General features: G+C 65.5%; 23 protein-coding genes and 1 tRNA gene. 20 read left to right on the forward strand and 4 right to left on the reverse strand.

Features of this window, described 5'->3' with window-relative positions:
* Nucleotides 1-5: 5 nt before the first annotated feature.
* From rsxB to ACS5PN_RS02870, 3 genes are all read right to left on the reverse strand, one after another.
* The gene (gene rsxB, locus ACS5PN_RS02860; RefSeq protein WP_439462430.1) at nucleotides 6-650 is read right to left on the reverse strand and encodes an electron transport complex subunit RsxB; all 645 of its coding nucleotides are present in this window, start codon (nucleotides 648-650) and stop codon (nucleotides 6-8) included.
* Nucleotides 647-1,975 (reverse strand): polyhydroxyalkanoate depolymerase, encoded by a 1,329-nt coding sequence (locus ACS5PN_RS02865; RefSeq protein WP_439462431.1) that lies wholly within the window; start codon nucleotides 1,973-1,975, stop codon nucleotides 647-649. The genes rsxB and ACS5PN_RS02865 overlap by 4 nt, the downstream gene beginning before the upstream one ends.
* 135 nt (nucleotides 1,976-2,110) lie before the next feature.
* Complete coding sequence (locus tag ACS5PN_RS02870) at nucleotides 2,111-3,298, reverse strand: amino acid aminotransferase (RefSeq protein ID WP_439462432.1); 1,188 nt, start codon at nucleotides 3,296-3,298, stop codon at nucleotides 2,111-2,113.
* A gap of 128 nt (nucleotides 3,299-3,426) precedes the next feature.
* Between ACS5PN_RS02870 and uvrB the strand changes: the two genes are divergently transcribed.
* From uvrB to tsaD, 9 genes are all read left to right on the forward strand, one after another.
* On the forward strand, nucleotides 3,427-5,556 hold the full coding sequence (gene uvrB / locus ACS5PN_RS02875; protein WP_439462433.1) for an excinuclease ABC subunit UvrB: 2,130 nt from the start codon (nucleotides 3,427-3,429) through the stop codon (nucleotides 5,554-5,556).
* A 187-nt stretch (nucleotides 5,557-5,743) separates the two neighbouring features.
* Nucleotides 5,744-6,277, forward strand: coding sequence for a Fe-S cluster assembly transcriptional regulator IscR (gene iscR / locus ACS5PN_RS02880; protein ID WP_439462434.1), 534 nt, complete (start codon nucleotides 5,744-5,746; stop codon nucleotides 6,275-6,277).
* A 24-nt stretch (nucleotides 6,278-6,301) separates the two neighbouring features.
* On the forward strand, nucleotides 6,302-7,522 hold the full coding sequence (locus ACS5PN_RS02885; protein ID WP_439462435.1) for an IscS subfamily cysteine desulfurase: 1,221 nt from the start codon (nucleotides 6,302-6,304) through the stop codon (nucleotides 7,520-7,522).
* 32 nt (nucleotides 7,523-7,554) lie between these two features.
* Nucleotides 7,555-7,947 (forward strand): Fe-S cluster assembly scaffold IscU, encoded by a 393-nt coding sequence (gene iscU, locus ACS5PN_RS02890; RefSeq protein ID WP_439462436.1) that lies wholly within the window; start codon nucleotides 7,555-7,557, stop codon nucleotides 7,945-7,947.
* 3 nt (nucleotides 7,948-7,950) lie between these two features.
* Nucleotides 7,951-8,274, forward strand: a complete 324-nt coding sequence (gene iscA / locus ACS5PN_RS02895) for an iron-sulfur cluster assembly protein IscA (RefSeq protein ID WP_057299626.1) — start codon at nucleotides 7,951-7,953, stop codon at nucleotides 8,272-8,274.
* A 60-nt stretch (nucleotides 8,275-8,334) separates the two neighbouring features.
* On the forward strand, nucleotides 8,335-8,853 hold the full coding sequence (hscB, locus tag ACS5PN_RS02900) for a Fe-S protein assembly co-chaperone HscB (protein WP_439462437.1): 519 nt from the start codon (nucleotides 8,335-8,337) through the stop codon (nucleotides 8,851-8,853).
* 2 nt (nucleotides 8,854-8,855) lie between these two features.
* Complete coding sequence (hscA, locus tag ACS5PN_RS02905; protein WP_439462438.1) at nucleotides 8,856-10,700, forward strand: Fe-S protein assembly chaperone HscA; 1,845 nt, start codon at nucleotides 8,856-8,858, stop codon at nucleotides 10,698-10,700.
* Nucleotides 10,701-10,712: 12 nt separating this feature from the next.
* Nucleotides 10,713-11,051 carry an ISC system 2Fe-2S type ferredoxin gene (gene fdx / locus ACS5PN_RS02910; RefSeq protein WP_439462439.1) on the forward strand — a complete coding sequence of 113 codons (339 nt, stop codon included), beginning with the start codon at nucleotides 10,713-10,715 and terminating at the stop codon, nucleotides 11,049-11,051.
* A 5-nt stretch (nucleotides 11,052-11,056) separates the two neighbouring features.
* Entirely contained in the window at nucleotides 11,057-12,088 is a 1,032-nt protein-coding gene (gene tsaD / locus ACS5PN_RS02915) for a tRNA (adenosine(37)-N6)-threonylcarbamoyltransferase complex transferase subunit TsaD (protein ID WP_439462440.1), read from the forward strand.
* A gap of 25 nt (nucleotides 12,089-12,113) precedes the next feature.
* Here tsaD and ACS5PN_RS02920 read toward each other — a convergent pair whose 3' ends face one another.
* Nucleotides 12,114-12,503 (reverse strand): Hsp20/alpha crystallin family protein, encoded by a 390-nt coding sequence (locus tag ACS5PN_RS02920; RefSeq protein WP_439462441.1) that lies wholly within the window; start codon nucleotides 12,501-12,503, stop codon nucleotides 12,114-12,116.
* Between the two features lie 385 nt (nucleotides 12,504-12,888).
* Between ACS5PN_RS02920 and rpsO the strand changes: the two genes are divergently transcribed.
* The 11 genes from rpsO (at nucleotide 12,889) to ACS5PN_RS02975 (ending at nucleotide 21,361) form a co-directional block, all read left to right on the forward strand.
* The gene (gene rpsO / locus ACS5PN_RS02925) at nucleotides 12,889-13,155 is read left to right on the forward strand and encodes a 30S ribosomal protein S15 (protein ID WP_057299620.1); all 267 of its coding nucleotides are present in this window, start codon (nucleotides 12,889-12,891) and stop codon (nucleotides 13,153-13,155) included.
* Nucleotides 13,156-13,358: 203 nt separating this feature from the next.
* The gene (gene pnp / locus ACS5PN_RS02930; RefSeq protein WP_439462442.1) at nucleotides 13,359-15,515 is read left to right on the forward strand and encodes a polyribonucleotide nucleotidyltransferase; all 2,157 of its coding nucleotides are present in this window, start codon (nucleotides 13,359-13,361) and stop codon (nucleotides 15,513-15,515) included.
* A gap of 11 nt (nucleotides 15,516-15,526) precedes the next feature.
* Entirely contained in the window at nucleotides 15,527-16,513 is a 987-nt protein-coding gene (locus tag ACS5PN_RS02935) for an NAD(P)H-quinone oxidoreductase (protein WP_439462443.1), read from the forward strand.
* A gap of 9 nt (nucleotides 16,514-16,522) precedes the next feature.
* Entirely contained in the window at nucleotides 16,523-17,266 is a 744-nt protein-coding gene (gene tpiA, locus ACS5PN_RS02940) for a triose-phosphate isomerase (protein WP_439462444.1), read from the forward strand.
* Between the two features lie 61 nt (nucleotides 17,267-17,327).
* Nucleotides 17,328-17,708 (forward strand): preprotein translocase subunit SecG, encoded by a 381-nt coding sequence (secG, locus tag ACS5PN_RS02945; protein ID WP_439462445.1) that lies wholly within the window; start codon nucleotides 17,328-17,330, stop codon nucleotides 17,706-17,708.
* A 113-nt stretch (nucleotides 17,709-17,821) separates the two neighbouring features.
* Nucleotides 17,822-17,906, forward strand: a tRNA-Leu gene (locus ACS5PN_RS02950).
* A gap of 218 nt (nucleotides 17,907-18,124) precedes the next feature.
* On the forward strand, nucleotides 18,125-18,484 hold the full coding sequence (locus ACS5PN_RS02955; RefSeq protein WP_310270349.1) for an NADH-quinone oxidoreductase subunit A: 360 nt from the start codon (nucleotides 18,125-18,127) through the stop codon (nucleotides 18,482-18,484).
* Between the two features lie 33 nt (nucleotides 18,485-18,517).
* The gene (locus ACS5PN_RS02960) at nucleotides 18,518-18,994 is read left to right on the forward strand and encodes a NuoB/complex I 20 kDa subunit family protein (protein WP_046113908.1); all 477 of its coding nucleotides are present in this window, start codon (nucleotides 18,518-18,520) and stop codon (nucleotides 18,992-18,994) included.
* Nucleotides 18,995-19,004: 10 nt separating this feature from the next.
* Complete coding sequence (locus ACS5PN_RS02965; protein ID WP_439462446.1) at nucleotides 19,005-19,601, forward strand: NADH-quinone oxidoreductase subunit C; 597 nt, start codon at nucleotides 19,005-19,007, stop codon at nucleotides 19,599-19,601.
* A gap of 3 nt (nucleotides 19,602-19,604) precedes the next feature.
* Nucleotides 19,605-20,861, forward strand: a complete 1,257-nt coding sequence (locus tag ACS5PN_RS02970) for an NADH-quinone oxidoreductase subunit D (RefSeq protein ID WP_439462447.1) — start codon at nucleotides 19,605-19,607, stop codon at nucleotides 20,859-20,861.
* Nucleotides 20,858-21,361, forward strand: coding sequence for an NADH-quinone oxidoreductase subunit NuoE family protein (locus tag ACS5PN_RS02975; RefSeq protein ID WP_439462448.1), 504 nt, complete (start codon nucleotides 20,858-20,860; stop codon nucleotides 21,359-21,361). Before ACS5PN_RS02970 ends, ACS5PN_RS02975 begins: the two co-directional genes overlap by 4 nt.
* The last annotated feature ends 6 nt before the right edge of the window (nucleotides 21,362-21,367 follow it).

Consider the following 21,367-nt stretch of genomic DNA (forward strand, 5'->3'; position numbering starts at 1 on the left):
CATTGTCATGTGCGTTTGGCTCGCGCCCGCGCAAGGGCTGCCTCGATGGCGGCGCGTTTGCGATCAAGCTGGGCGGGATCCGTGATGCTTGACGCCGCCGGCAGGTCAGCCAGCTTGGCCTCGACCTTGGCCGCCAGTCGAGCGTCGTTCTCCTCGGCCTCGCGATGGCGGCGCAAGCGCTTGAAACCATAGCGTTCGCGGGCTTCGTCGGCCTGGGGCTGACTCCAGGCGGCCCAGCCGGTGGCCGTGGTGACCTCCGGCATGGAGATGCAGTCCACCGGGCAGGCCGGCACGCAGAGTTCGCAGCCGGTGCATTGAGCGGCAACGACGACATGCATGGCCTTGGGTGCCCCGACGATGCAGTCCGCCGGGCAGGCCTTGATGCACAGCGTGCAGCCGATGCACCAGGCCTCGTCGATGACAGCCACGCCGCGTGTGGCTTCGATGCCGTTGGCCGGGTTCAACGCCAGGGCAGGGCGGCCCGTGATGGTCGCGAGCCTGGCGACGCCCTCAGCGCCGCCAGGCGGGCATTGGTTGATGTCGGCCTCACCCGCGGCGACGGCGTCGGCATAGCTGCGGCAATCCGGATAGCCGCAGCGGGTGCATTGGGTCTGCGGCAGCGCGGCGTCAATGAGCTCCGCGAGGCTCACGCTTTGGTGCTGCGGGTCCGCTTGGCGGCAGGCTTGGCAGTGGCCTTGACCGGCGTGGCCTTGGCCGTCTTCTTCAGCGGCGCCGCTTCGTACTTGGCGATGAAGTCGCGCACTTCCGGGTAGACCTTCTCGCGCCAGCGGCGGCCCGAGAAGATGCCGTAGTGACCGGCGCCGATGGCGTCGTAGTGGTACTGGTGCTGCTTGGCCACGCCCGAGCACAGGTCGTGGGCGGCCTTGGTCTGGCCGGCGCCGGAGATGTCGTCCAGTTCGCCTTCCACCGTCAGCAGGGCCGTCGTCTTGATGTCCTGCGGGCGCACGAAGGCGCCATCCACCTGCCAGGTGCCATTGACCAGGGCGAAGTCCTGGAAGACGGTCTTGATGGTGTCCAGGTAGTACTCGGCCGGCATGTCCAGCACGGCGTTGTACTCGTCGTAGAACTTGCGATGCGCCTCGGCGCTGTCGTCATCACCGCGCACCAGATCCAGGAAATAGTCGTAGTGCGAGGACAGGTGGCGGTCCGGGTTCATCGCGACGAAGCCGGTGTGCTGCAGAAAGCCCGGGTAGACCTCCCGGCCGGCACCGGGGAAGTTGGTCGGCACGCGGTAGATGACGTTGTTCTCGAACCAGCTGAAGCTGCGGTTCATGGCCAGGTTGTTGACAGCCGTCGGGCTCTTGCGGGCGTCGATGGGGCCGCCCATCATGGTCATGCTGCGCGGCGTCGCCTCGCCGGCCGAGGCCATCAGCGAGATGGCGGCCAGCACGGGCACGGTGGGCTGGCAGACCGACATCACATGGCAGTCGGCGCCGCCGACGTGGCGGATGAACTCCTGCACGTAGTGGATGTAGTCGTCCAGGTGGAAGGGGCCGACTTCCAGCGGCACCATGCGTGCGTCGGTCCAGTCGGTGATGTAGACCTTGTGGTCCTTCAGCAACTGCTTGACGGTCTCACGCAGCAGCGTGGCGTGGTGGCCGGACAAAGGCGCGACGACGAGGACTGTTGGCTGGGCCTTCATCTTGGCCAGCACGGCCGGCTCATCGGTGTAGCGCTTGAAGCGCAGCAGGCGGCAGAAGGGCTTTTCCAGCGCCACCAGCTCCTGCACGGCGACGTCGGTGCCGTCAACCTCGACCGACTTGATGTCGAATTCCGGCTTCTCGTAGTCCTTGGCCAGGCGGTGCATCAGGTCCAGTCCGGCCGACAGGCGTTGCGCCATGGGCGTGTGCGCAAACGGCGACAGCGGGTGGCTGTAGAGCTTGGCCGATGCGGCCGCGAACTCTGAGAAGGGGCTGAGCAGGGCGCGCTGGGTTTCGAAGAACTGATACAGCATGGGCAAACCTTGGTCGAGCGAAAGGCTAAATGGCCTGGGAATGCCTGGATGGTGCCAGAAAACGGTTTCACGATTGTGCGCCGCAACATCGGATTGGCGGTCAAACCGCCAATCCTGCGCACTTCAATGGGGCATTCAGCCCTTCAGCACGGCGGCCATACCGGCGGCGACGCTGGGCAGATTGCCCTCATTCAGTGCGGCAACGCAGATGCGACCCGAATCGACGCCGTAGACGCCGAATTCATCGCGCAGGCGCTGCATCTGGGCGGCGGTGAGGCCCGAGTAGCTGAACATGCCCAGCTGCTCGGTGACGAAGGACAGGTCCTGGGTCACGCCGGCAGCCTTCAGCGCCGCCACCAGGGCGGAGCGCATGGCCTTGATGCGTACGCGCATGCCGGCCAGTTCTTCCTCCCACAGGCCGCGCAGCTTGTCGTCGGACAGCACGGCGGCCACGACCTGTGCACCATGGGTGGGCGGGTTGGAGTAGTTGGTGCGGATCATGATTTTCAGCTGCGACAGCACGCGCACGGCTTCCTCGTCGCTGCTGCAGACCACGCTCAGCGCGCCGCAGCGCTCGCCGTACAGCGAGAAGCTCTTGGAGAAGCTGGTCGACACGAAGAAGCCGACACCGGCGGCCATGAACTGGCGCACGGTCTCGCCGTCTTCCTTCAGGCCGAAGCCGAAGCCCTGGTAGGCCATGTCCAGGAAGGGCGTCAGGCCCTTGGCCTTGACGGCGGCAACGACCTGGGCCCATTGGGCGGCCGTGATGTCATAGCCGGTCGGGTTGTGGCAGCAGGCGTGCAGCACGACGACGGTGCCGGCGGGAGCGGCATTCAGCGCGGCCAGCATGCCGTCGAAGTTGATGCCCTTGCTGGCCGCGTCGTAGTAGGGGTAGGTCTCGACCGTGAAGCCGGCCTGGGTGAACAGGGCGCGGTGGTTCTCCCAGCTCGGGTCGGAGATCAGCACCTTGGCGCCCGGGTTGAGCTGCTTCAGGAAATCGGCGCCGACCTTCAGCGCGCCGGTGCCGCCGATGGCCTGCACGGTGGCGACGTTCTTCAGCTCGCTGCCGAAGACCAGCTTCTGTACGGCCTTGTCATAGGCGGCGATGCCGTCGATGGGCAGATAGCCGCGCGGCTTGGGGGCGGCGGCCATGGCGGCCTCGGCCTCGCGGACGCATTTCAGCAGCGGCAGCTTGCCGTTTTCGTCGTAGTAGACGCCGACGCCGAGGTTGACCTTGCCCGGGCGGGTGTCGGCATTGAACTGCTCGTTCAGGCCGAGGATGGGATCACGGGGGGCAAGGGCGACATCGGCGAACAAAGACATGACGGGTTTCCTGAAAGGACGTTGGCAGGAGGGAGGGCTTGAAGAATCAGGGTCTGCGCTAACCTGACTGCTTTTGCGGTGCAGCAATGCAGTGCAGCAATTTTGCCCCGTGATTCAGGGAATTCCCCATGCAAGAAGCATTGAACGCCATGCCCGGTTCTGAGAGTGACTCGGAGGAGCGCAAGGGCGAATTCGTCAGCTTCGAAGGCTCACCGTTCCAGCTGTTCCAGCCTTTTCCTCCGGCGGGGGATCAACCGACGGCCATCAACCAGCTCGTCGAGGGCATTAACGACGGCCTCAGCTACCAGACCCTGCTGGGCGTGACGGGCTCGGGCAAGACCTTCACGATGGCCAATGTCATCGCCCGCCTGGGCCGCCCGGCCATCGTCTTCGCACCCAACAAGACGCTGGCGGCCCAGCTGTACAGCGAGTTCAAGGATTTCTTCCCCAAGAACGCCGTCGAGTATTTCGTCAGTTACTACGACTATTACCAGCCCGAGGCCTATGTGCCGCAGCGCGACCTCTTCATCGAGAAGGACAGCGCCATCAACGAGCACATCGAGCAGATGCGCTTGTCCTGCACCAAGAGCCTGCTGGAGCGGCGCGACGTCATCATCGTGGCGTCCGTCTCGGCCATCTACGGCATCGGCTCTCCGGCGGACTACCACCAGATGGTCATGACGCTGCGCGTGGGCGACAAGATGGGCCAGCGCGACGTCATCGCCCATCTCATCCGCATGCAGTACACGCGCAACGAAATGGAGTTCCAGCGCGGCCATTTCCGCGTGCGCGGCGACACCATCGACGTCTTCCCGGCCGAACACTCGGAGCTGGCCATCCGCATCGAGCTTTTCGACGACGAGATCGAGGCCCTGTCGCTGTTCGACCCGCTGACCGGTCAGGTGCGCCAGAAGATCCCGCGCTTCACCGTCTACCCCAGCAGCCATTACGTGACGCCGCGCGAGCGCGTGCTGGCCGCCACCGACGCCATCAAGCAGGAGCTGCGCGAGCGCGTCGACTTCTTCGTCAAGGAAGGCAAGCTGGTCGAGGCCCAGCGCGTCGAGCAGCGCACGCGCTTCGACCTGGAAATGCTGCAGGAGGTGGGCCACTGCAAGGGCATCGAGAACTACACGCGCCACCTGTCCGGCGCCCAGCCGGGCGACCCGCCGCCGACGCTGGTGGACTACCTGCCCAAGGACGCCCTGATGTTCCTGGACGAGAGCCACGTACTGATCGGCCAGTTCGGCGGCATGTACAACGGCGACCGGGCGCGCAAGACGACCCTCGTCGAGTACGGTTTCCGCCTGCCGTCGGCCCTGGACAACCGGCCACTGAAGTTCGCCGAGTTCGAACGCAAGATGCGCCAGGCCGTGTTCGTGTCGGCCACGCCGGCCCAGTACGAGCAGGACAACGCCGGCCAGGTGGTCGAGCAGGTCGTGCGCCCGACCGGCCTGGTCGACCCCATCGTCGAGGTGAGGCCGGCCACGCACCAGGTGGACGACGTGCTGCAGGAAATCCGCCTGCGCGTGGAGGTCAACGAGCGCGTGCTGATCACGACGCTGACCAAGCGCATGGCCGAGCAGCTGACCGACTACCTCAGCGACAACGGCGTCAAGGTGCGCTATCTGCACTCGGACGTCGACACGGTCGAGCGCGTCGAGATCCTGCGCGACCTGCGCCTGGGGGCGTTTGACGTGCTGGTGGGCATCAACCTGCTGCGCGAAGGCCTGGACATCCCTGAGGTGTCGCTGGTGGCCATCCTGGACGCCGACAAGGAAGGCTTTCTGCGCGCGGAGCGCAGCCTGATCCAGACCATCGGCCGGGCGGCGCGCAACCTGAACGGCAAAGCCATCCTCTACGCGGACCGCATCACCGAGTCGATGCGCAAGGCGATTGGCGAGACCGAAAGGCGCCGCGCCAAGCAGATGGCCTTCAACGAGGCCAATGGCATCACGCCGCGCAGCGTGCAAAAGCGCATCAAGGACCTCATTGACGGCGTCTATTCCGAGGAGGCCGGTCGCGACGAAGAGAAATTGCTGGCCGCCGCCAAGGTCGAGGACTTGTCGGAGAAGGATCTGGCCAAACGTATTGCCCAGTTGGAAAAGCAGATGCTGGAACACGCCCGCAACCTGGAATTCGAACAGGCGGCCCGCATTCGCGATCAGTTGGGCCAATTGCGCGAACAGGCCTTCGGCGCCCGGGTGCACGACAACATCGTGCCCCTGGACAGTGCCCGCAAGGCCGGCTCGCCGCGCTGAGCTGCTGCGTTGCAGCAAAAAGGCCCCCAGAAATCTAGGGCTACACAGTAACCCTGGGACGTGGTCGATTAGTCGAGTAAAATCATCGGAAATGATTCGCTCGGCTATTGTCCCGGGCGTCCCGGGTTAACCCGAAATCATTTGTCCTGGACAAATTGTGTTCAGGCGCCTCGCAAAGGAGTTCTGTATGCGTCTCACCACCAAAGGCCGGTTTGCTGTCACCGCAATGTTGGATCTGGCGCTGCGCGAGAATACGGGCCCGGTCGCCCTGGCGGCGATCAGCCAACGGCAGCAGATTTCGCTCTCCTACCTGGAGCAGCTCTTCGGCAAGTTGCGCCGCCATGAATTGGTGGAAAGCACCCGTGGCCCCGGCGGCGGCTATTCGCTGGGCCGCAAGGCCGAGAACATCACCGTCGCCGACATCATCGTCGCCGTGGACGAGGCGCTGGACGCCACCGGCTGCGGTGGCAAGGAAAACTGCATGGGCGAGGACAGCGGTCGCTGCATCACCCATGAACTCTGGACCAATCTGAACGCCAAGATGATCGAGTACCTCGATTCCGTCTCCCTGCGCAAGCTTGCCGATGAGCAACTGGCCAAGGGCTTCGAGGTCGAGGCGGCGCCGGTCAAGCGCGCCATCTCAAGTCAGCCTGTGCTCAAGCCCATCCGCGTGACGGCGCCGAACTCGGTTTTCGCCCTGGGTGGCGCGTTCAGCAAGTAAGAAGAACTCAAAAGAAGTCGTTCCATGGACATGACCCCGCACTTCCCGATCTACCTCGACTACGGCGCGACGACGCCGTGCGACCCCCGCGTGGTGGACGCGATGATTCCCTGGTTGCGCGAGCATTTCGGCAACCCGGCATCGCGCAGCCACGCCTGGGGCTGGGAGGCGGAAGAGGCGGTCGAGAAGGCCCGCGAGCAGGTCGCGCTGCTGATCGGCGCCGACCCGCGCGAAATCGTCTGGACGTCCGGCGCGACCGAGTCCAACAACCTGGCGCTCAAGGGCGCCGCCCAGTTCTACAAGACCCGCGGCAAGCACCTGATCACGGTGAAGACCGAGCACAAGGCCGTGCTCGACACCATGCGTGAGCTGGAGCGCCAGGGCTTCGACGTGACCTATCTCGACGTGCTGGAAAACGGCCTCGTCGACCTGGAAGCCTTCAAGGCCGCCCTGCGCCCGGACACGATCCTGGCCTCGGTCATGTATGTCAACAACGAGATCGGCGTCATCCAGGACGTGGTCGCGTTGGGCAACATCTGCCGCGAGCGCGGCATCATCTTCCACGTCGACGCGGCCCAGGCCACCGGCAAGGTCGAGATCGACATGGCCCAGCTGCCCATCGACCTGATGAGCCTGGCCTCGCACAAGAGCTATGGCCCCAAGGGCATCGGCGCGCTCTATGTGCGCCGCAAGCCCCGCGTGCGGCTGGAGGCTCAGATGCACGGCGGCGGCCATGAGCGCGGCATGCGCTCGGGCACGCTGCCGGTGCACCAGATCGTCGGCATGGGCGAAGCCTTCCGCATCGCCCGTGAAGAGATGGGTGCCGAGAACGAACGCATCCGTGCGCTGCACAACAAGCTGATCCAGGGCCTCTCGGGCATCGAGCAGACCTTCATCAACGGCGACCTCGAGCGTCGCGTGCCGCATAACCTGAACATCTCGTTCAATTACGTCGAGGGCGAGTCCTTGATCATGGGTGTGAAGGGCCTGGCGGTGTCGTCGGGCTCGGCTTGCACGTCGGCCAGCCTGGAGCCCAGCTACGTGCTGCGCGCTCTCGGCCGCAGCGACGAACTGGCCCACAGCTCGCTGCGCATGACCATCGGCCGTTTCACGACCGAAGAGGAAATCGACTACGCGATCAGCGTGCTGACCGACCGCGTGGCCAAGCTGCGCGAACTGTCCCCGCTTTGGGACATGTACAAGGACGGCATCGACATCTCGACCATCCAGTGGGCTGCCCACTGATCGCCCGTTGACTGTCGATTCAGGAGAACACCATGGCATACAGCGAAAAGGTCGTTGACCACTACGAGAACCCCCGCAACGTCGGCAAGTTTGAAAACGGCGACGAAGACGTCGGCACCGGCATGGTCGGCGCCCCGGCCTGCGGCGACGTGATGAAGCTGCAGATCAAGGTCAATCCGCAGACCGGCCTCATCGAGGACGCCAAGTTCAAGACCTATGGCTGCGGTTCGGCCATCGCCTCCAGCTCGCTGGTGACCGAATGGGTCAAAGGCAAGAGCCTGGACGAGGCGCTGACGATCAAGAACACTCAGATCGCCGAAGAACTGGCCCTGCCGCCGGTCAAGATCCACTGCTCCATCCTGGCCGAAGACGCCATCAAGGCGGCGGTGGACGACTATCGCGCCAAGCACGCGCAGACCGCCTGAGCCATGTCCGTCACGCTCACCGAAGCTGCAGCCCGCCACGTCAAGCGCTACATCGCCAAGCGTGGCAAGGGCGTGGGTGTGCGCCTGGGCGTGAAGACGACCGGCTGCTCGGGCTTGGCCTACAAGCTTGAGTATGCCGACGACGTGGCGCCCGAGGACGTGGTCTTCGAAGGCCATGAGGTCAAGATCCTCATCGACCCCAAGAGCCTGCCTTACCTGGACGGCACCGAGTTGGACTTCGTCCGCGAAGGCCTCAACGAAGGCTTCAAGTTCCGCAATCCGCGCGAGAAAGACAAGTGCGGCTGCGGCGAGTCCTTCCGTGTCTGAGATTCGCTGACTCGACGACAGGCGCGGTGAGAACCGCGCCTTTTGCTTTTTCACCTCGCCATGCGCCTGACCGACAACGACTTCCAGCTCTTCGGCCTGCCTGAAACGCAGGCCCAGGACAGCGCCGCCATTGCCGCGCGCTGCAAGTCGCTGCAGGCTGAAGTCCACCCGGACCGGTTCGCGGCCGAAGGCGCCGCCGCCCAGCGAGTCGCCATGCAATGGGCCATGCGCGTCAACGAGGCCTACCAGCGCCTGAAGGACCCGCTCAAGCGCGCAGCCTATTTGTGCGAACTGCGCGGCGCGCCGGTGGGGGCCGAGACCAACACGCAGATGCCGGCCGCCTTCCTGATGCAGCAGATGGAGTGGCGCGAGGCGCTGGACGAAGCCAGCGGCGAGTCCGCCCTCGAAGCTCTCGACGCCGGTGCGGCGCAGGCTGAAGCCGCCGCGCTCGCGCAGGCTCAACAACTGCTCGACAACAACAACGACGCGCCGGCGGCAGCCGCGCAGGTGAGGGCGCTGATGTTCATCCAGCGTTTCCGCGCCGATATCGACCAGCGCCTCGCGGCGCTCGACGCCTGACCATGGCTCTCCTCCAGATCTCCGAACCCGGCGCTTCGCCCGACCCGCACCAGCGCCGCATCGCCGTCGGCATTGACCTCGGCACGACGCATTCCCTGGTCGCCTCCGTGCGCCATGGCGTGGCTGAATGCCTGCCCGACGAACAAGGCCGCGTCATCCTGCCGTCGGCCGTGCGCTATCTGCCCGAAGGCCGCCGCCAGATCGGCGCCGACGCGCTGGCCGCCCAGGCCGAAGACCCCGAGAACACCATCGTCTCGGTCAAGCGCTTCATGGGCCGCAGCCTCGCCGATGTCGCCAACCGCGAGCATCTGCCCTACCAGTTCGAAGACCGCCCCGGCATGCTGGCCATCGCGACGCGTGACGGCGTGAAGAGCCCCGTGGAGGTGTCGGCCGAGATCCTGGCCACGCTGCGTTTCCGTGCCGAAGACAGCTTTGTCGACGACCTCTTCGGTGCCGTCATCACCGTGCCAGCCTATTTCGACGATGCCCAGCGCCAGGCCACCAAGGACGCCGCCGAGCTGGCCGGCCTCAAGGTGCTGCGCCTCATCAACGAACCGACCGCCGCAGCCATCGCCTACGGCCTGGACAACGCCAGCGAAGGCCTCTACGCCGTCTATGACCTGGGCGGCGGCACCTTCGACATCTCGCTGCTGCGCCTCACGCGCGGCGTCTTCGAGGTCGTCGCGACCGGTGGCGATGCAGCCCTGGGTGGTGACGACTTCGACCGTGCGCTGGCTGACTGGGCGCTGGGCGGCCGGGCCGTCGAATCGGCCCACGACAAGCGCGCCGTCCTCGTCGCCGCGCGTGCGGCCAAGGAAGCCCTGTCGGATGCGGAGTCGACCGAACTGGTTGCCGCGCTGGATGGCGGCGAGCTGCGCGTGACCGTCACTCGCGCTCAATTCGAAGAACTGTCCCAGCCGCTGATCGCCAAGACGCTGTCTTCCGTGAAGCGCGTGCTGCGTGATGCCAAGGTCAAGGCGGCAGACGTCGCAGGCACGGTCATGGTCGGTGGCTCGACGCGCATGCCGGTCGTGCGCCGCGCGGTCAGCGAGCTGTTCGGCCGCGAGGTGCTGACCAATCTGAACCCCGACGAAGTCGTCGCTCTGGGGGCGGCCATCCAGGCCAACCAGCTTGCCGGCAATGCCGCCGATGGCGAAATCCTGCTGCTGGACGTGATCCCGCTGTCGCTGGGCCTGGAGACCATGGGCGGCCTGGTCGAGCGCGTCATCGAGCGCAACTCGACCATCCCCGTCGCCAAGGCCCAGGACTTCACCACCTTCAAGGACGGCCAGACGGCCATGGCCGTCCATGTCGTGCAGGGCGAACGCGAGCTGGTCAGTGAATGCCGGTCGCTGGCGCGCTTCGAGCTGCGCGGCATCCCGCCCATGGTGGCCGGCGCCGCGCGCATCCGTGTCAGCTTCCAGGTCGATGCCGATGGCCTGCTCAGCGTGTCGGCCGAGGAACTCACATCGGGCGTGCAGGCGGCCATCACCGTCAAGCCCAGCTACGGTCTGGGCGACGATGAGATCGCCAACATGCTGAAGGACGGTTTTGCCAGCGCCGAGGGCGACATGGCAGCGCGCAAGCTGCGCGAAGCCAAGGTCGAGGCCGAGCGCATGATCCTGGCGACGCGCAGTGCTTTGGCTGTGGATGGCGACCTGCTGCCCGAAGCCGAACGCGTGGCGCTGGAAGCCCGCCTGTCGGCTCTGGCCAAGATGGACGGTGATGCCGATGCCATCGACGCCGCCGTGAAGGCCCTGGCCGAAGCGACCGAAGGCTTTGCCGCCGAACGCATGAACCGCAGCATTGCCCGCGCCCTGACCGGCCGCAATGTCTCGGCGCTCTGAAAGAACACGACCATGCCCGTCATCAAGATCCTTCCGCACGCCGAGTACTGCCCGGACGGCGCCAGCATCACCGCCGAGCCCGGCACCTCGATCTGCGAAGCGCTGCTGGCCCACCACATCGACATCGAGCACGCCTGCGACCAGGTCTGCGCCTGCACGACCTGCCACGTCATCGTGCGCGAGGGCGGCCGCTCCCTCTCCGAGATGGAAGAGGACGAGGAAGACATGCTGGACCGCGCCTGGGGGCTGGAGCCCGACTCGCGCCTGTCCTGCCAGGCCTTGCTGCGCCAGCAGGACGTAACGGTCGAGATTCCCAAGTACTCGATCAACCACGCCAAGGAAGGCAAGTGAATTCCATGCAGCGCGTCCTCGGCTTCGAGTCGTCCTGCGACGAGACCGGGGTTGCGCTGGTCGAGGTGGACGGCGACAAGCCGCCTCGCCTCGTGGCTCAGGCTTTGCACAGCCAGATCAGCATGCACCAGGCCTATGGTGGCGTCGTGCCCGAGCTGGCTTCGCGCGACCATGTGCGCCGCGTGCTGCCGCTGACGCGGGAAGTGCTGTCGCAGGCCGGTCTGGCCCTGCATGACGTGGACCTGGTGGCGTATACGCAGGGCCCCGGCCTCGCAGGTGCGCTGCTCGTGGGCGCGGGCGTTGCCGTGTCGCTGGCGGCGGCGCTGGACGTGCCGGCCCTGCCGGTCCACCACCTCGAAGGGCATCTGCTGTCGCCCTTTCTGTCAGCCGATCCGCCGGAGTTCCCCTTCGTCGCGTTGCTGGTCAGCGGCGGCCACACGCAGCTGATGCGTGTGGATGATGTGGGCTCCTACGAGATCCTCGGCGAGACCATCGACGACGCGGCCGGCGAGGCTTTCGACAAGAGCGCCAAGCTGCTGGGCCTGCCTTATCCCGGTGGCCCGCATCTGGCGCGCATGGCCGAGTTCGGCAACCCCGACGCCTATGCGTTGCCGCGCCCGCTGCTGCACAGCGGCAAGCCGGATTTCAGCTTCGCCGGCCTGAAGACCGCGGTGCTGACGCAGGTGAAGAAGATTGGCGACTCACCTTGCGATCAAACCAAGGCCGACCTCGCCGCATCGACGCAGGCGGCCATCGTCGAGGTGCTGGTGAAGAAGTCGCTGCTGGCGCTGAAGGAGACGGGGCTGAAGCGCATCGTCGTGGCCGGCGGCGTGGGCGCGAACGCCAAGCTGCGTGAGCAACTGAACGCCGCCTGCGCCAAGCGGGGCGTGCGCGTGCACTACCCCGAGCTGTCGCTGTGCACCGACAACGGCGCCATGATCGCGATGGCCGCCGCGCTGCGGGTGCAGCGCGGCATGGCCCAGCCCAGACAGGACGGCGGCTTCGAGGTCCGCCCGCGCTGGGAGCTTGGAAGCTGACGCGCAAGCGTCAGCGCTCCGCGGCTCAGTTGACCGTCAGTTGGCCGCCGTTTTCGGCGACGCGCTTGACCAGGTTCAGCGTCAGCACGCCATTCTCGAAACGGGCCTGCGACTGGGTCTGGTCGATCTCGACCGGCAGCGAGAAGCTGCGGGCATAGCTGGCGGCGCGGCGCTCGCGGTAGAGCAGGCGGGAGCCGTCGGTCGGCGCAGCGGCTTCAGCAGTGGCGGTTTCGATGTGCACGCGGCGGCCTTCGATGCGGACCTTGACGGCTTCCTTGGTCACGCCGGGCATGTCGACAGTGACGCTGTAGGCCTTGTCGTCTTCGCTGACGTCAAGAGCCGGGGTGCGGGCGACGTCGGCGTCGAACTGGCGCAGGGCACGGGCGACTTGGCGGGGATGGGTCAGATAGAACATGGGGAATCAACTCCGTTGGTTTGCGCTGCTGAACCAGTCGGGAGCAGCACCCGATGACCCGGAGATGTGGCGGTGCGAGGGTGCTTCAAGGGCTGTTTTTGAGTTGGCGCAGAGATGTCACGCATTTGCAGGGCAGGGCGGTTTTGGCTCTTGAAACCCTCCTTGGGCGCCCCACGTCCGCCCGCTTGGCCTGCCGCGGTTTGGGGCTCCCGCCGCTTTGGGCTAGAATCCGCGAGTTCTGCGTACTGGACATCCGGTACACAGGGCACCAGCACGGCTCGGGGTGGTTTCCCCCGTGTCCGCAAGTCAACCCCGGAAACCGTCTGCGGCAGCACCAGCAGTTGTGCCTTGCCCGGCCGGACTTCCGAAACCTTTTGGAAAACAAATGTCCATCGCCGAAAAGAAGGCCGAGATCGTCAAGGCCAACGCACGCAGCGCCAATGACACCGGCAGCCCCGAAGTCCAGGTTGCCCTGCTGACCGCCCGCATCAACGACCTGACCCCCCACTTCAAGACCCACGCCAAGGATCACCACGGCCGCCGCGGTCTGCTGAAGATGGTCAACACGCGCAAGAGCTTGCTGGCCTACCTGAAGCGCGTCGATTCCAGCCGCTACGTCGCGCTGATCGCCAAGCTGGGTCTGCGCAAGTAATTCCCCGAATCCGACACGGAGCCTGTCTGGTCCTCAAGCCCAGTACAGGCTCTTTGTCCATCTGCCGGAACCGAGCTGACGTGGTGTCGGATCATTCCAAGACGGTTTGCTGAACCGCCCTGGAATGGCATCTGGACCAAACCCAGCCTCTGTCCCGGTTCCTCCGAGCGCCCGAAGGCGCTCACCACAACCAGGAGATGAGCATGTCCATTTTCAACAAGGTCACGAAGTCCTTCCAATGGGGCCGCCACAACGTCGTGCTGGAAACGGGTGAGATCGCCCGCCAGTCCACCGGCGCCGTCCTCGTCAACATCGAAGGCACCGTCGTGCTGGCCACCGTGGTCGCCAAGACCGAAGCCAAGGCCGGCCAGGACTTCTTCCCGCTGACCGTCGACTACCTCGAGAAGACCTATGCCGCCGGCAAGATCCCCGGCAGCTTCTTCAAGCGTGAAGGCCGCCCGAGCGAGCACGAGACGCTGACCAGCCGCTTGATCGACCGCCCGATCCGCCCGCTGTTCCCCGAAGGCTTCTTCAATGAAGTTCAGGTCGTCATCCACGTGGTGAGCCTGAACCCCGAAGTGCAGGCCGACATCGCCGCCATGATCGGCACGTCCGCCGCCCTGGCCATCTCCGGCATCCCCTTCAACGGCCCGATCGGCGCCGCCCGCGTGGGCTACATCAACGGCGAATACCTGCTGAACCCCAGCAAGTCCGAGCTGGTCAACAGCCAGATGGACCTGGTCGTCGCCGGCACGCAAAGCGCCGTGCTGATGGTCGAATCCGAGGCCTCCGGCCTGTCGGAGGAGGTCATGCTGGCCGCCGTGGTCTACGGCCACGAGCAGGGCAATGTCGCCATCGCCGCGATCAATGAGCTGGTCAAGCAAGCCGGCAAGCCGGCCTGGAACTGGACCGCTCCCGCCAAGGACGAAGCCTTCATCGCCAAGGTCAACGCCCTGGCCGAAGGCCCCCTGCGCGAGGCCTACCAGATCCGCTCCAAGCAGGCCCGCACGCAAGCCTGCCGCGCCGCTTCGTCCAATGTGTTCGCTGCGCTGTCGGCTGAAGGCGTGTCCTTCGACAAGGTCGAAGTCGAAGGCCTGCTGTTCGAGATCGAAGCCCGCATCGTGCGCAGCCAGATCCTGGCCGGCGAGCCGCGCATCGACGGCCGCGACACCCGCACCGTGCGCCCCATCGAGATCAGCAACGGCATCCTGCCGCGCACCCACGGCTCTGCCCTGTTCACGCGTGGCGAGACCCAGGCCCTGGTCGTCGCGACCCTGGGCACGGACCGTGACGCCCAACGCATCGACGCGCTGGACGGCGAGTTCGAAGACCGCTTCATGATGCACTACAACATGCCCCCCTTCGCCACCGGCGAGACCGGTCGTGTGGGCTCGCCCAAGCGCCGCGAGATTGGTCATGGGCGGCTTGCGAAGCGCGCGCTGATCGCTGCGCTGCCGAGCAAGGAAGACTTCCCCTACTCGCTGCGCGTGGTCTCGGAAATCACCGAGTCCAACGGCTCCTCGTCGATGGCATCCGTCTGTGGCGGCTGCCTGGCGCTGATGGACGCCGGCGTGCCGATGAAGGCCCACGTGGCCGGCATCGCCATGGGCCTGATCAAGGACGCCAACCGCTTCGCCGTGCTGACCGACATCCTGGGTGACGAAGATCATCTGGGCGACATGGACTTCAAGGTGGCCGGCACGACGACCGGCATCACCGCCCTGCAGATGGACATCAAGATCCAGGGCATCACCAAGGAAATCATGCAGGTCGCCCTGGCTCAGGCCAAGGAAGCCCGCCTGCACATCCTGGGCAAGATGGTCGAAGCCATGGGCAGCGCCAACACCGAGGTGTCGCAGTTCGCCCCGCGCCTGTACACGATGAAGATCAACCCGGAGAAGATCCGTGACGTCATCGGCAAGGGCGGCGCCACCATCCGCGCGCTGACCGAAGAGACCGGCACGACCATCGACATCGGCGAAGACGGCACCATCACCATCGCCTCGACGGACGCCGAGAAAGCCGAAATGGCCAAGAAGCGCATCGCCGAGATCACGGCCGAAGTCGAAGTCGGCAAGGTCTACGAAGGCCCGATCACCAAGATCCTGGACTTCGGTGCCCTCGTCAACCTGCTGCCCGGCAAGGACGGCCTGCTGCACATCAGCCAGATCGCCCACCAGCGCGTCGAGAAGGTGACGGACTTCCTGCAGGAAGGCCAGGTCGTCAAGGTCAAGGTGCTCGAGACCGACGAGAAGGGCCGCATCAAGCTGTCCATGAAGGCGCTGATCGACCGCGAAGCTGCCCCGGTCCAGGCTCCGGCCGCTCCGGCTGCCGACGATACGCCGCCCGCAGCCGAGTAAATCGACGGGCGATGAAAGCCATCGCGATCACCCGCCCCGGCGGGCCCGAGGTGCTGGAGCTGGCCGACAGGCCGGACCCGGTCGCGGGCCCGGGTGAGTGCCTGATCCGCGTTGCAGCTTCGGGCATCAACCGCCCGGACGTGCTGCAGCGCAAGGGCGCCTATCCGCCGCCGCCGGGCGCGAGCGATCTGCCGGGGCTGGAAGTCGCAGGCGAGATCGTCGCCGGCGATGCTGCGGAACTGGCCGCGCATGGTTTCAAGCTGGGCGACCCCGTCTGTGCCCTGGTCAACGGCGGTGGCTATGCCGAGCTGTGCACGGTGCCTGTGGGCCAATGCCTGCCGGTGCCCCAGGGTTGGACGCTGACGCAGGCGGCCACCTTGCCGGAAACCTGCTTCACCGTCTGGGCCAATGTGTTCGACCGCGTCGGCCTGAAGAGCGGCGAGACGCTGTTGATTCACGGCGGCTCCAGCGGCATCGGCGTGACGGCCATCCAGATGGCCAAGGCCCTGGGTGCCCGCGTGCTGGTGACGGTGGGCTCGGCCGACAAGGCTGAGGCCTGTGTTGCGCTGGGCGCCGACGTGGCGATCAACTACCGCGACCAGGACTTCGTCGCCGAAGCCAAGGCCGCCACCGGTGGCCGCGGTGTCGATGTGATCCTGGACATGGTGGGGGGCGACTACATCGGCCGCGGCGTGCAAGCGCTCGCCGAAGATGGTCGCCTGGCGCTGATCGCGGTACAGGGCGGTGTGAAGTCCGAGATCGATGCCGGCCTCGTGCTGCGCAAGCGTTTGACGATCACCGGCTCGACGCTGCGCCCGCGTTCCGCAGCCTTCAAGGCCCAGCTGGCGCGTTCGTTGCGCGACAAAGTCTGGCCGTTGATCGAAGCGGGTCGTATCAAGCCCGTCATTTACCGCGAGTTGCCCGCTGCCCAGGCGACCGAGGCACATGCGCTGATGGAATCCAACCAGCACATCGGCAAGATCGTGCTGACCTGGTGAGGAGCTGACATGAGAAGAAAACTCGTCGTGGGCAACTGGAAGATGCATGGCAGCCGCGCTGCCAATGCCCAGCTGCTTGCCGGCCTGAAGGAAGCCGGTCCCTGGAACGCGGACGTCGCCGTCTGCGTGCCCTTCCTCTACATCGCCGAGACGGCGCTCGCGCTGACCGGGGCGAGCATCGCCTACGGCTCGCAAGACTGCTCCTCGCACGAGCAGGGTGCCTACACCGGCGAGGTCTCGAGTGCCATGCTGGCCGATGTCGGCTGCCGTTATGCCATCGTCGGCCACTCGGAGCGCCGCGCCTATCACGCCGAGAGCGACCAGTTGGTTGCCGACAAGGCCAAGGCAGCGCTTGCCCATGGCGTGACGCCCATCGTCTGCGTGGGCGAAACGCGCGCCGAGCGCGAGGCCGGTCAGACCGAAGCCGTCGTCAGGCGCCAATTGGCCGCCGTCATCCATACCCTGGGCCATTGCACGGGCGAGATGGTCGTGGCCTATGAGCCCGTCTGGGCCATCGGTACGGGCCTGACTGCCACGCCTGCCGAGGCGCAGGCCGTGCATGCCGTGCTGCGCGCGCAGTTGCATGCCGCAACGGACAAGTCGGATGCCATGCGCATCCTTTACGGTGGCAGCGTCAAGGCCGACAACGCGGCCGAGCTTTTTGGTCAGCCCGATATCGACGGCGGCCTGATTGGCGGCGCATCTTTGAAGGTGGCTGACTTCGCGGCTATCTGCCGCGCGGCCGCCCACTGAGTTTTCCCGGCGCCTGGCCAATGGGGCAGGGCGCCACAAGAGTTTTGATGGAGTGTTTGGAATGCAGGTCTTTGCGAATCTGGTGTTGATCGTTCAGTTGCTGTCGGCTCTGGCGATCATTGGTCTGGTGCTGGTGCAGCACGGCAAGGGTGCCGACATGGGCGCCTCCTTTGGCAGCGGTGCCTCGGGCAGCCTGTTCGGCGCCACCGGCAGCGCCAACTTCCTGTCGCGCAGCACGGCCGTCGCGGCCACGCTGTTCTTCGGCTGCACCCTGGGCCTGGCCTTCCTGTCCAACAGCCGCCCGGCTGCAGCGACCACCGACAGCGTGCTGGACCGCGCCGCCGTCGTGGCTCCGGCCGCATCGGCTGCCGTCGTCGTGCCGGGCGCCGTCGTCGCGCCCGCTGCCACGGCCTCGGCCGCAGCGTCTGCTGCAGCCAACTGAAGTCCGACTAAAAACCTCGCCTCTTCACCGGGTCACCCCTAATTCCCGGTATAGAATGCGAGGCTGTCTGGCATGCAAACCCTCACTAGCTGCCGGGCATATTTGAAGTACCAGCCGTCGTGGTGAAATTGGTAGACACGCTATCTTGAGGGGGTAGTGGCGAAAGCTGTGCGAGTTCGAGTCTCGCCGACGGCACCAGATAATCGGCAAGGCTTCCGCCCCAGGCGGAGGTCAGCCAAAGCGGCCTGTCGCCAGGCCTCCTTGACGCAAGTCGGGAGGCTGATGCAAGGTTCAAGGCGGGCGCGATCCGCGAGCGTTTCATTCGATTCGCTGGTGGCGCGCCTGTTTGCTTTTGTGGTCTGCTCGTGCAGGGGCCGCGTGGACGAAGACGTTCTAGTCGACCCGAGAAGGCGCAAATGAATCTCGAACAATACCTGCCCGTCATCCTCTTCATCTTGGTCGGCGCAGTTGTCGGGATCGCACCCCAGGTGCTCGGCGCCCTGCTGGGTCCCAATCGGCCGGATCAGGCCAAGAACTCCCCCTACGAATGCGGCTTCGAGGCCTTTGAAGACGCGCGCATGAAATTCGATGTGCGCTACTACCTCGTCGCCATCCTGTTCATTCTTTTCGACCTCGAAATCGCCTTCCTCTTTCCCTGGGCCGTGGCGCTCAAGGAAATCGGTGCGACGGGCTTCTGGGCGATGATGATCTTCCTCGGCATTCTGGTCGTGGGCTTTGCCTACGAATGGAAAAAAGGCGCCCTGGACTGGGAATAAGCGCTACGCCAAACACGCTGCTGGGAATTCGAAATGGGTATTGAAGGCGTCCTGAAAGAGGGCTTTGTCACCACCTCGGTCGACAAGCTCATCAACTGGTCCAAGACGGGTTCGCTGTGGCCGATGACCTTCGGTCTGGCCTGCTGCGCCGTCGAGATGATGCATGCGGGGGCCGCCCGCTACGACATCGACCGCTTTGGCATGCTGTTCCGTCCGAGCCCGCGCCAGTCCGATCTGATGATCGTGGCCGGCACGCTGTGCAACAAGATGGCGCCGGCCCTGCGCAAGGTCTACGACCAGATGGCCGAGCCGCGCTGGGTGCTCTCCATGGGCAGCTGCGCCAACGGCGGCGGCTACTACCACTACAGCTACTCCGTCGTGCGCGGCTGCGACCGCATCGTGCCGGTGGACGTCTATGTGCCCGGCTGCCCGCCGACGGCCGAGGCCCTGCTGTACGGCATCCTGCAATTGCAGGCCAAGATCCGCCGCGAAAACACCATTGCCCGCTGAGCGCCAAGGTATGAGCCTGAATCTCGAAACCCTGGCCCAGCAGATTGGTGCCGTCCTCGGCGAGCGCGTCGTCCATCTGAAGAACGCGCTCGGCGAACTGACGCTGACCGTGCGCGCGGCCGATTACTTCGACGTCGCCACCACGCTGCGCGACCACCCCGAGCTGAAGCTCGAGCAGCTGGTCGACCTCTGCGGTGTCGACTACAGCAGCTTTGGCGACGGTGCCTGGGGAGGCCAGCGCTATGCCGTCGTCAGCCATCTGCTGTCCGTCAGCAAGAACTGGCGCCTGCGCCTCAAGGTGTTCGCCACCGACGACGACTTCCCCTGCGTGGCCTCGGTCACCCCGGTGTGGAGTTCGGCCAACTGGTTCGAGCGCGAGGCCTTCGACATGTACGGCGTCATCTTCGACGGCCACGAGGACCTGCGCCGCATCCTGACCGACTACGGCTTCATCGGCCACCCGATGCGCAAGGACTTCCCGGTGTCGGGTCATGTCGAGATGCGCTACGACGCCGAGCAGAAGCGGGTCATCTACCAGCCGGTGACCATCGAGCCGCGTGAGATCACGCCGCGCATCATTCGCGAAGACAAGTACGGCGGGCTCTGAACCATGGCCGAAATCAAGAACTACACCCTCAACTTCGGCCCCCAGCATCCGGCCGCCCACGGCGTGCTGCGCCTGGTGCTGGAGCTGGACGGCGAAGTCATCCAGCGCGCTGACCCCCATATCGGCCTGCTGCACCGCGCCACCGAGAAGCTGGCCGAGAGCAAGACCTTCATCCAGTCGCTGCCCTATATGGACCGCCTCGACTACGTGTCGATGATGTCCAACGAGCACGCCTACTGCCTGGCCATCGAGAAGATGCTGGGTCTGGAAGTGCCCATCCGCGCCCAGTACATCCGCGTGATGTTCGGCGAGCTGACCCGCATCCTGAACCACCTGCTGTGGCTGGGCTGCCATGGCCTGGACTGCGGTGCGATGAACATCCTCATCTACTGCTTCCGCGAGCGTGAGGACATCTTCGACATGTACGAGGCGGTGTCGGGCGCGCGCATGCACGCGGCCTACTTCCGTCCGGGCGGCGTCTACCGCGACCTGCCGGACAGCATGCCGCAGTACCAGGTCAGCAAGATCCGCAATGCCAAGGCCATCGCCCAGCTCAACGAGAACCGTTCGGGCTCGCTGCTGGACTTCATCGAGGACTTCTGCAAGCGCCTGCCGGCCAACATCGACGACTACGAGACGCTGCTGACCGACAACCGCATCTGGAAGCAGCGCACGGTCGGCATCGGCGTTGTGTCGCCCGAGCGCGCGCTCAACCTCGGCTTCACGGGCGCGATGCTGCGCGGCTCGGGCATCGCCTGGGACCTGCGCAAGACCCAGCCCTACGACGTCTACGACAAGATGGACTTCGACGTGCCCATCGGCACGAACGGCGACACCTACGACCGCTACGTCGTGCGTGTCGAGGAAATGCGCCAGTCCAACCGCATCGTCCAGCAATGCGTGGCCTGGCTGAAGGCCAACCCGGGTCTGCCGGTCATCACCGACAACCACAAGGTGGCACCGCCGGCCCGCGTGGACATGAAGTCCAACATGGAGGAGCTGATCCACCACTTCAAGCTCTTCACCGAAGGCTTCCATGTGCCGGAAGGCGAGGCCTATGCGGCCGTCGAGCACCCCAAGGGCGAGTTCGGCATCTACATGGTCAGCGACGGTGCCAACAAGCCCTACCGCCTGAAGATCCGCGCGCCGGGCTTTGCCCACTTGGCGGCGCTGGACGAGATGGGTCGCGGCCACATGATCGCCGACGCCGTCGCCATCATCGGCACGATGGACATTGTTTTCGGTGAGATCGACCGATGAGCAGCTACCAACTCTCTGACGCCACCCGCGTTCGTTTCGACCGCGAGGTTGCCAAGTACCCCTACGAGCTGCGCCAGTCCGCCGTCATGGCCTGTCTGGCCATCGTGCAGCAGGAAGAAGGCTTCGTGTCCCGCGCCGCGGAAGACGCGATCGCTGCTCATCTCGGCATGGCGCCCATCGCCGTGTACGAGGTGACGACCTTCTACAACATGTACAACCAGAAGCCGGTTGGCAAGTTCAAGCTGGGCGTCTGCGCCAACCTGCCTTGCCAGCTGCGCGACGGCCAGAACGCGCTGGACCATCTGTGCAGCAAGCTCGGCATCGAGCAGGGTGGCACGACGGCCGACGGCCTGTTCACCGTGCAGAAGACCGAGTGCCTGGGCGCCTGCGCCGACTCGCCGGTGATGCTGGTCAACGACCGCCAGATGTGCAGCTTCATGACGAACGACCGCCTCGACGAGCTGGTCGACGTGCTGCGCGCTGAAGCGGCCAAGGCTTGAGGAAGA

Origin of the sequence: Roseateles sp. NT4, assembly GCF_051857475.1 — a bacterium.
Lineage (GTDB): Bacteria > Pseudomonadota > Gammaproteobacteria > Burkholderiales > Burkholderiaceae_C > Pelomonas.

What these genes read in the sequence shown, in the direction of transcription:
- ACS5PN_RS02865 (WP_439462431.1), bottom strand. Translation starts at nt 1,975, where the DNA reads ATGCTGTATCAGTTCTTCGAAACCCAGCGCGCCCTGCTCAGCCCCTTC.
- ACS5PN_RS02870 (WP_439462432.1), bottom strand. Translation starts at nt 3,298, where the DNA reads ATGTCTTTGTTCGCCGATGTCGCCCTTGCCCCCCGTGATCCCATCCTC.
- uvrB (WP_439462433.1), top strand. Translation starts at nt 3,427, where the DNA reads ATGCAAGAAGCATTGAACGCCATGCCCGGTTCTGAGAGTGACTCGGAG.
- iscR (WP_439462434.1), top strand. Translation starts at nt 5,744, where the DNA reads ATGCGTCTCACCACCAAAGGCCGGTTTGCTGTCACCGCAATGTTGGAT.
- ACS5PN_RS02885 (WP_439462435.1), top strand. Translation starts at nt 6,302, where the DNA reads ATGGACATGACCCCGCACTTCCCGATCTACCTCGACTACGGCGCGACG.
- iscU (WP_439462436.1), top strand. Translation starts at nt 7,555, where the DNA reads ATGGCATACAGCGAAAAGGTCGTTGACCACTACGAGAACCCCCGCAAC.
- iscA (WP_057299626.1), top strand. Translation starts at nt 7,951, where the DNA reads ATGTCCGTCACGCTCACCGAAGCTGCAGCCCGCCACGTCAAGCGCTAC.
- hscB (WP_439462437.1), top strand. Translation starts at nt 8,335, where the DNA reads ATGCGCCTGACCGACAACGACTTCCAGCTCTTCGGCCTGCCTGAAACG.
- hscA (WP_439462438.1), top strand. Translation starts at nt 8,856, where the DNA reads ATGGCTCTCCTCCAGATCTCCGAACCCGGCGCTTCGCCCGACCCGCAC.
- fdx (WP_439462439.1), top strand. Translation starts at nt 10,713, where the DNA reads ATGCCCGTCATCAAGATCCTTCCGCACGCCGAGTACTGCCCGGACGGC.
- tsaD (WP_439462440.1), top strand. Translation starts at nt 11,057, where the DNA reads ATGCAGCGCGTCCTCGGCTTCGAGTCGTCCTGCGACGAGACCGGGGTT.
- ACS5PN_RS02920 (WP_439462441.1), bottom strand. Translation starts at nt 12,503, where the DNA reads ATGTTCTATCTGACCCATCCCCGCCAAGTCGCCCGTGCCCTGCGCCAG.
- rpsO (WP_057299620.1), top strand. Translation starts at nt 12,889, where the DNA reads ATGTCCATCGCCGAAAAGAAGGCCGAGATCGTCAAGGCCAACGCACGC.
- pnp (WP_439462442.1), top strand. Translation starts at nt 13,359, where the DNA reads ATGTCCATTTTCAACAAGGTCACGAAGTCCTTCCAATGGGGCCGCCAC.
- ACS5PN_RS02935 (WP_439462443.1), top strand. Translation starts at nt 15,527, where the DNA reads ATGAAAGCCATCGCGATCACCCGCCCCGGCGGGCCCGAGGTGCTGGAG.
- tpiA (WP_439462444.1), top strand. Translation starts at nt 16,523, where the DNA reads ATGAGAAGAAAACTCGTCGTGGGCAACTGGAAGATGCATGGCAGCCGC.
- secG (WP_439462445.1), top strand. Translation starts at nt 17,328, where the DNA reads ATGCAGGTCTTTGCGAATCTGGTGTTGATCGTTCAGTTGCTGTCGGCT.
- ACS5PN_RS02955 (WP_310270349.1), top strand. Translation starts at nt 18,125, where the DNA reads ATGAATCTCGAACAATACCTGCCCGTCATCCTCTTCATCTTGGTCGGC.
- ACS5PN_RS02960 (WP_046113908.1), top strand. Translation starts at nt 18,518, where the DNA reads ATGGGTATTGAAGGCGTCCTGAAAGAGGGCTTTGTCACCACCTCGGTC.
- ACS5PN_RS02965 (WP_439462446.1), top strand. Translation starts at nt 19,005, where the DNA reads ATGAGCCTGAATCTCGAAACCCTGGCCCAGCAGATTGGTGCCGTCCTC.
- ACS5PN_RS02970 (WP_439462447.1), top strand. Translation starts at nt 19,605, where the DNA reads ATGGCCGAAATCAAGAACTACACCCTCAACTTCGGCCCCCAGCATCCG.
- ACS5PN_RS02975 (WP_439462448.1), top strand. Translation starts at nt 20,858, where the DNA reads ATGAGCAGCTACCAACTCTCTGACGCCACCCGCGTTCGTTTCGACCGC.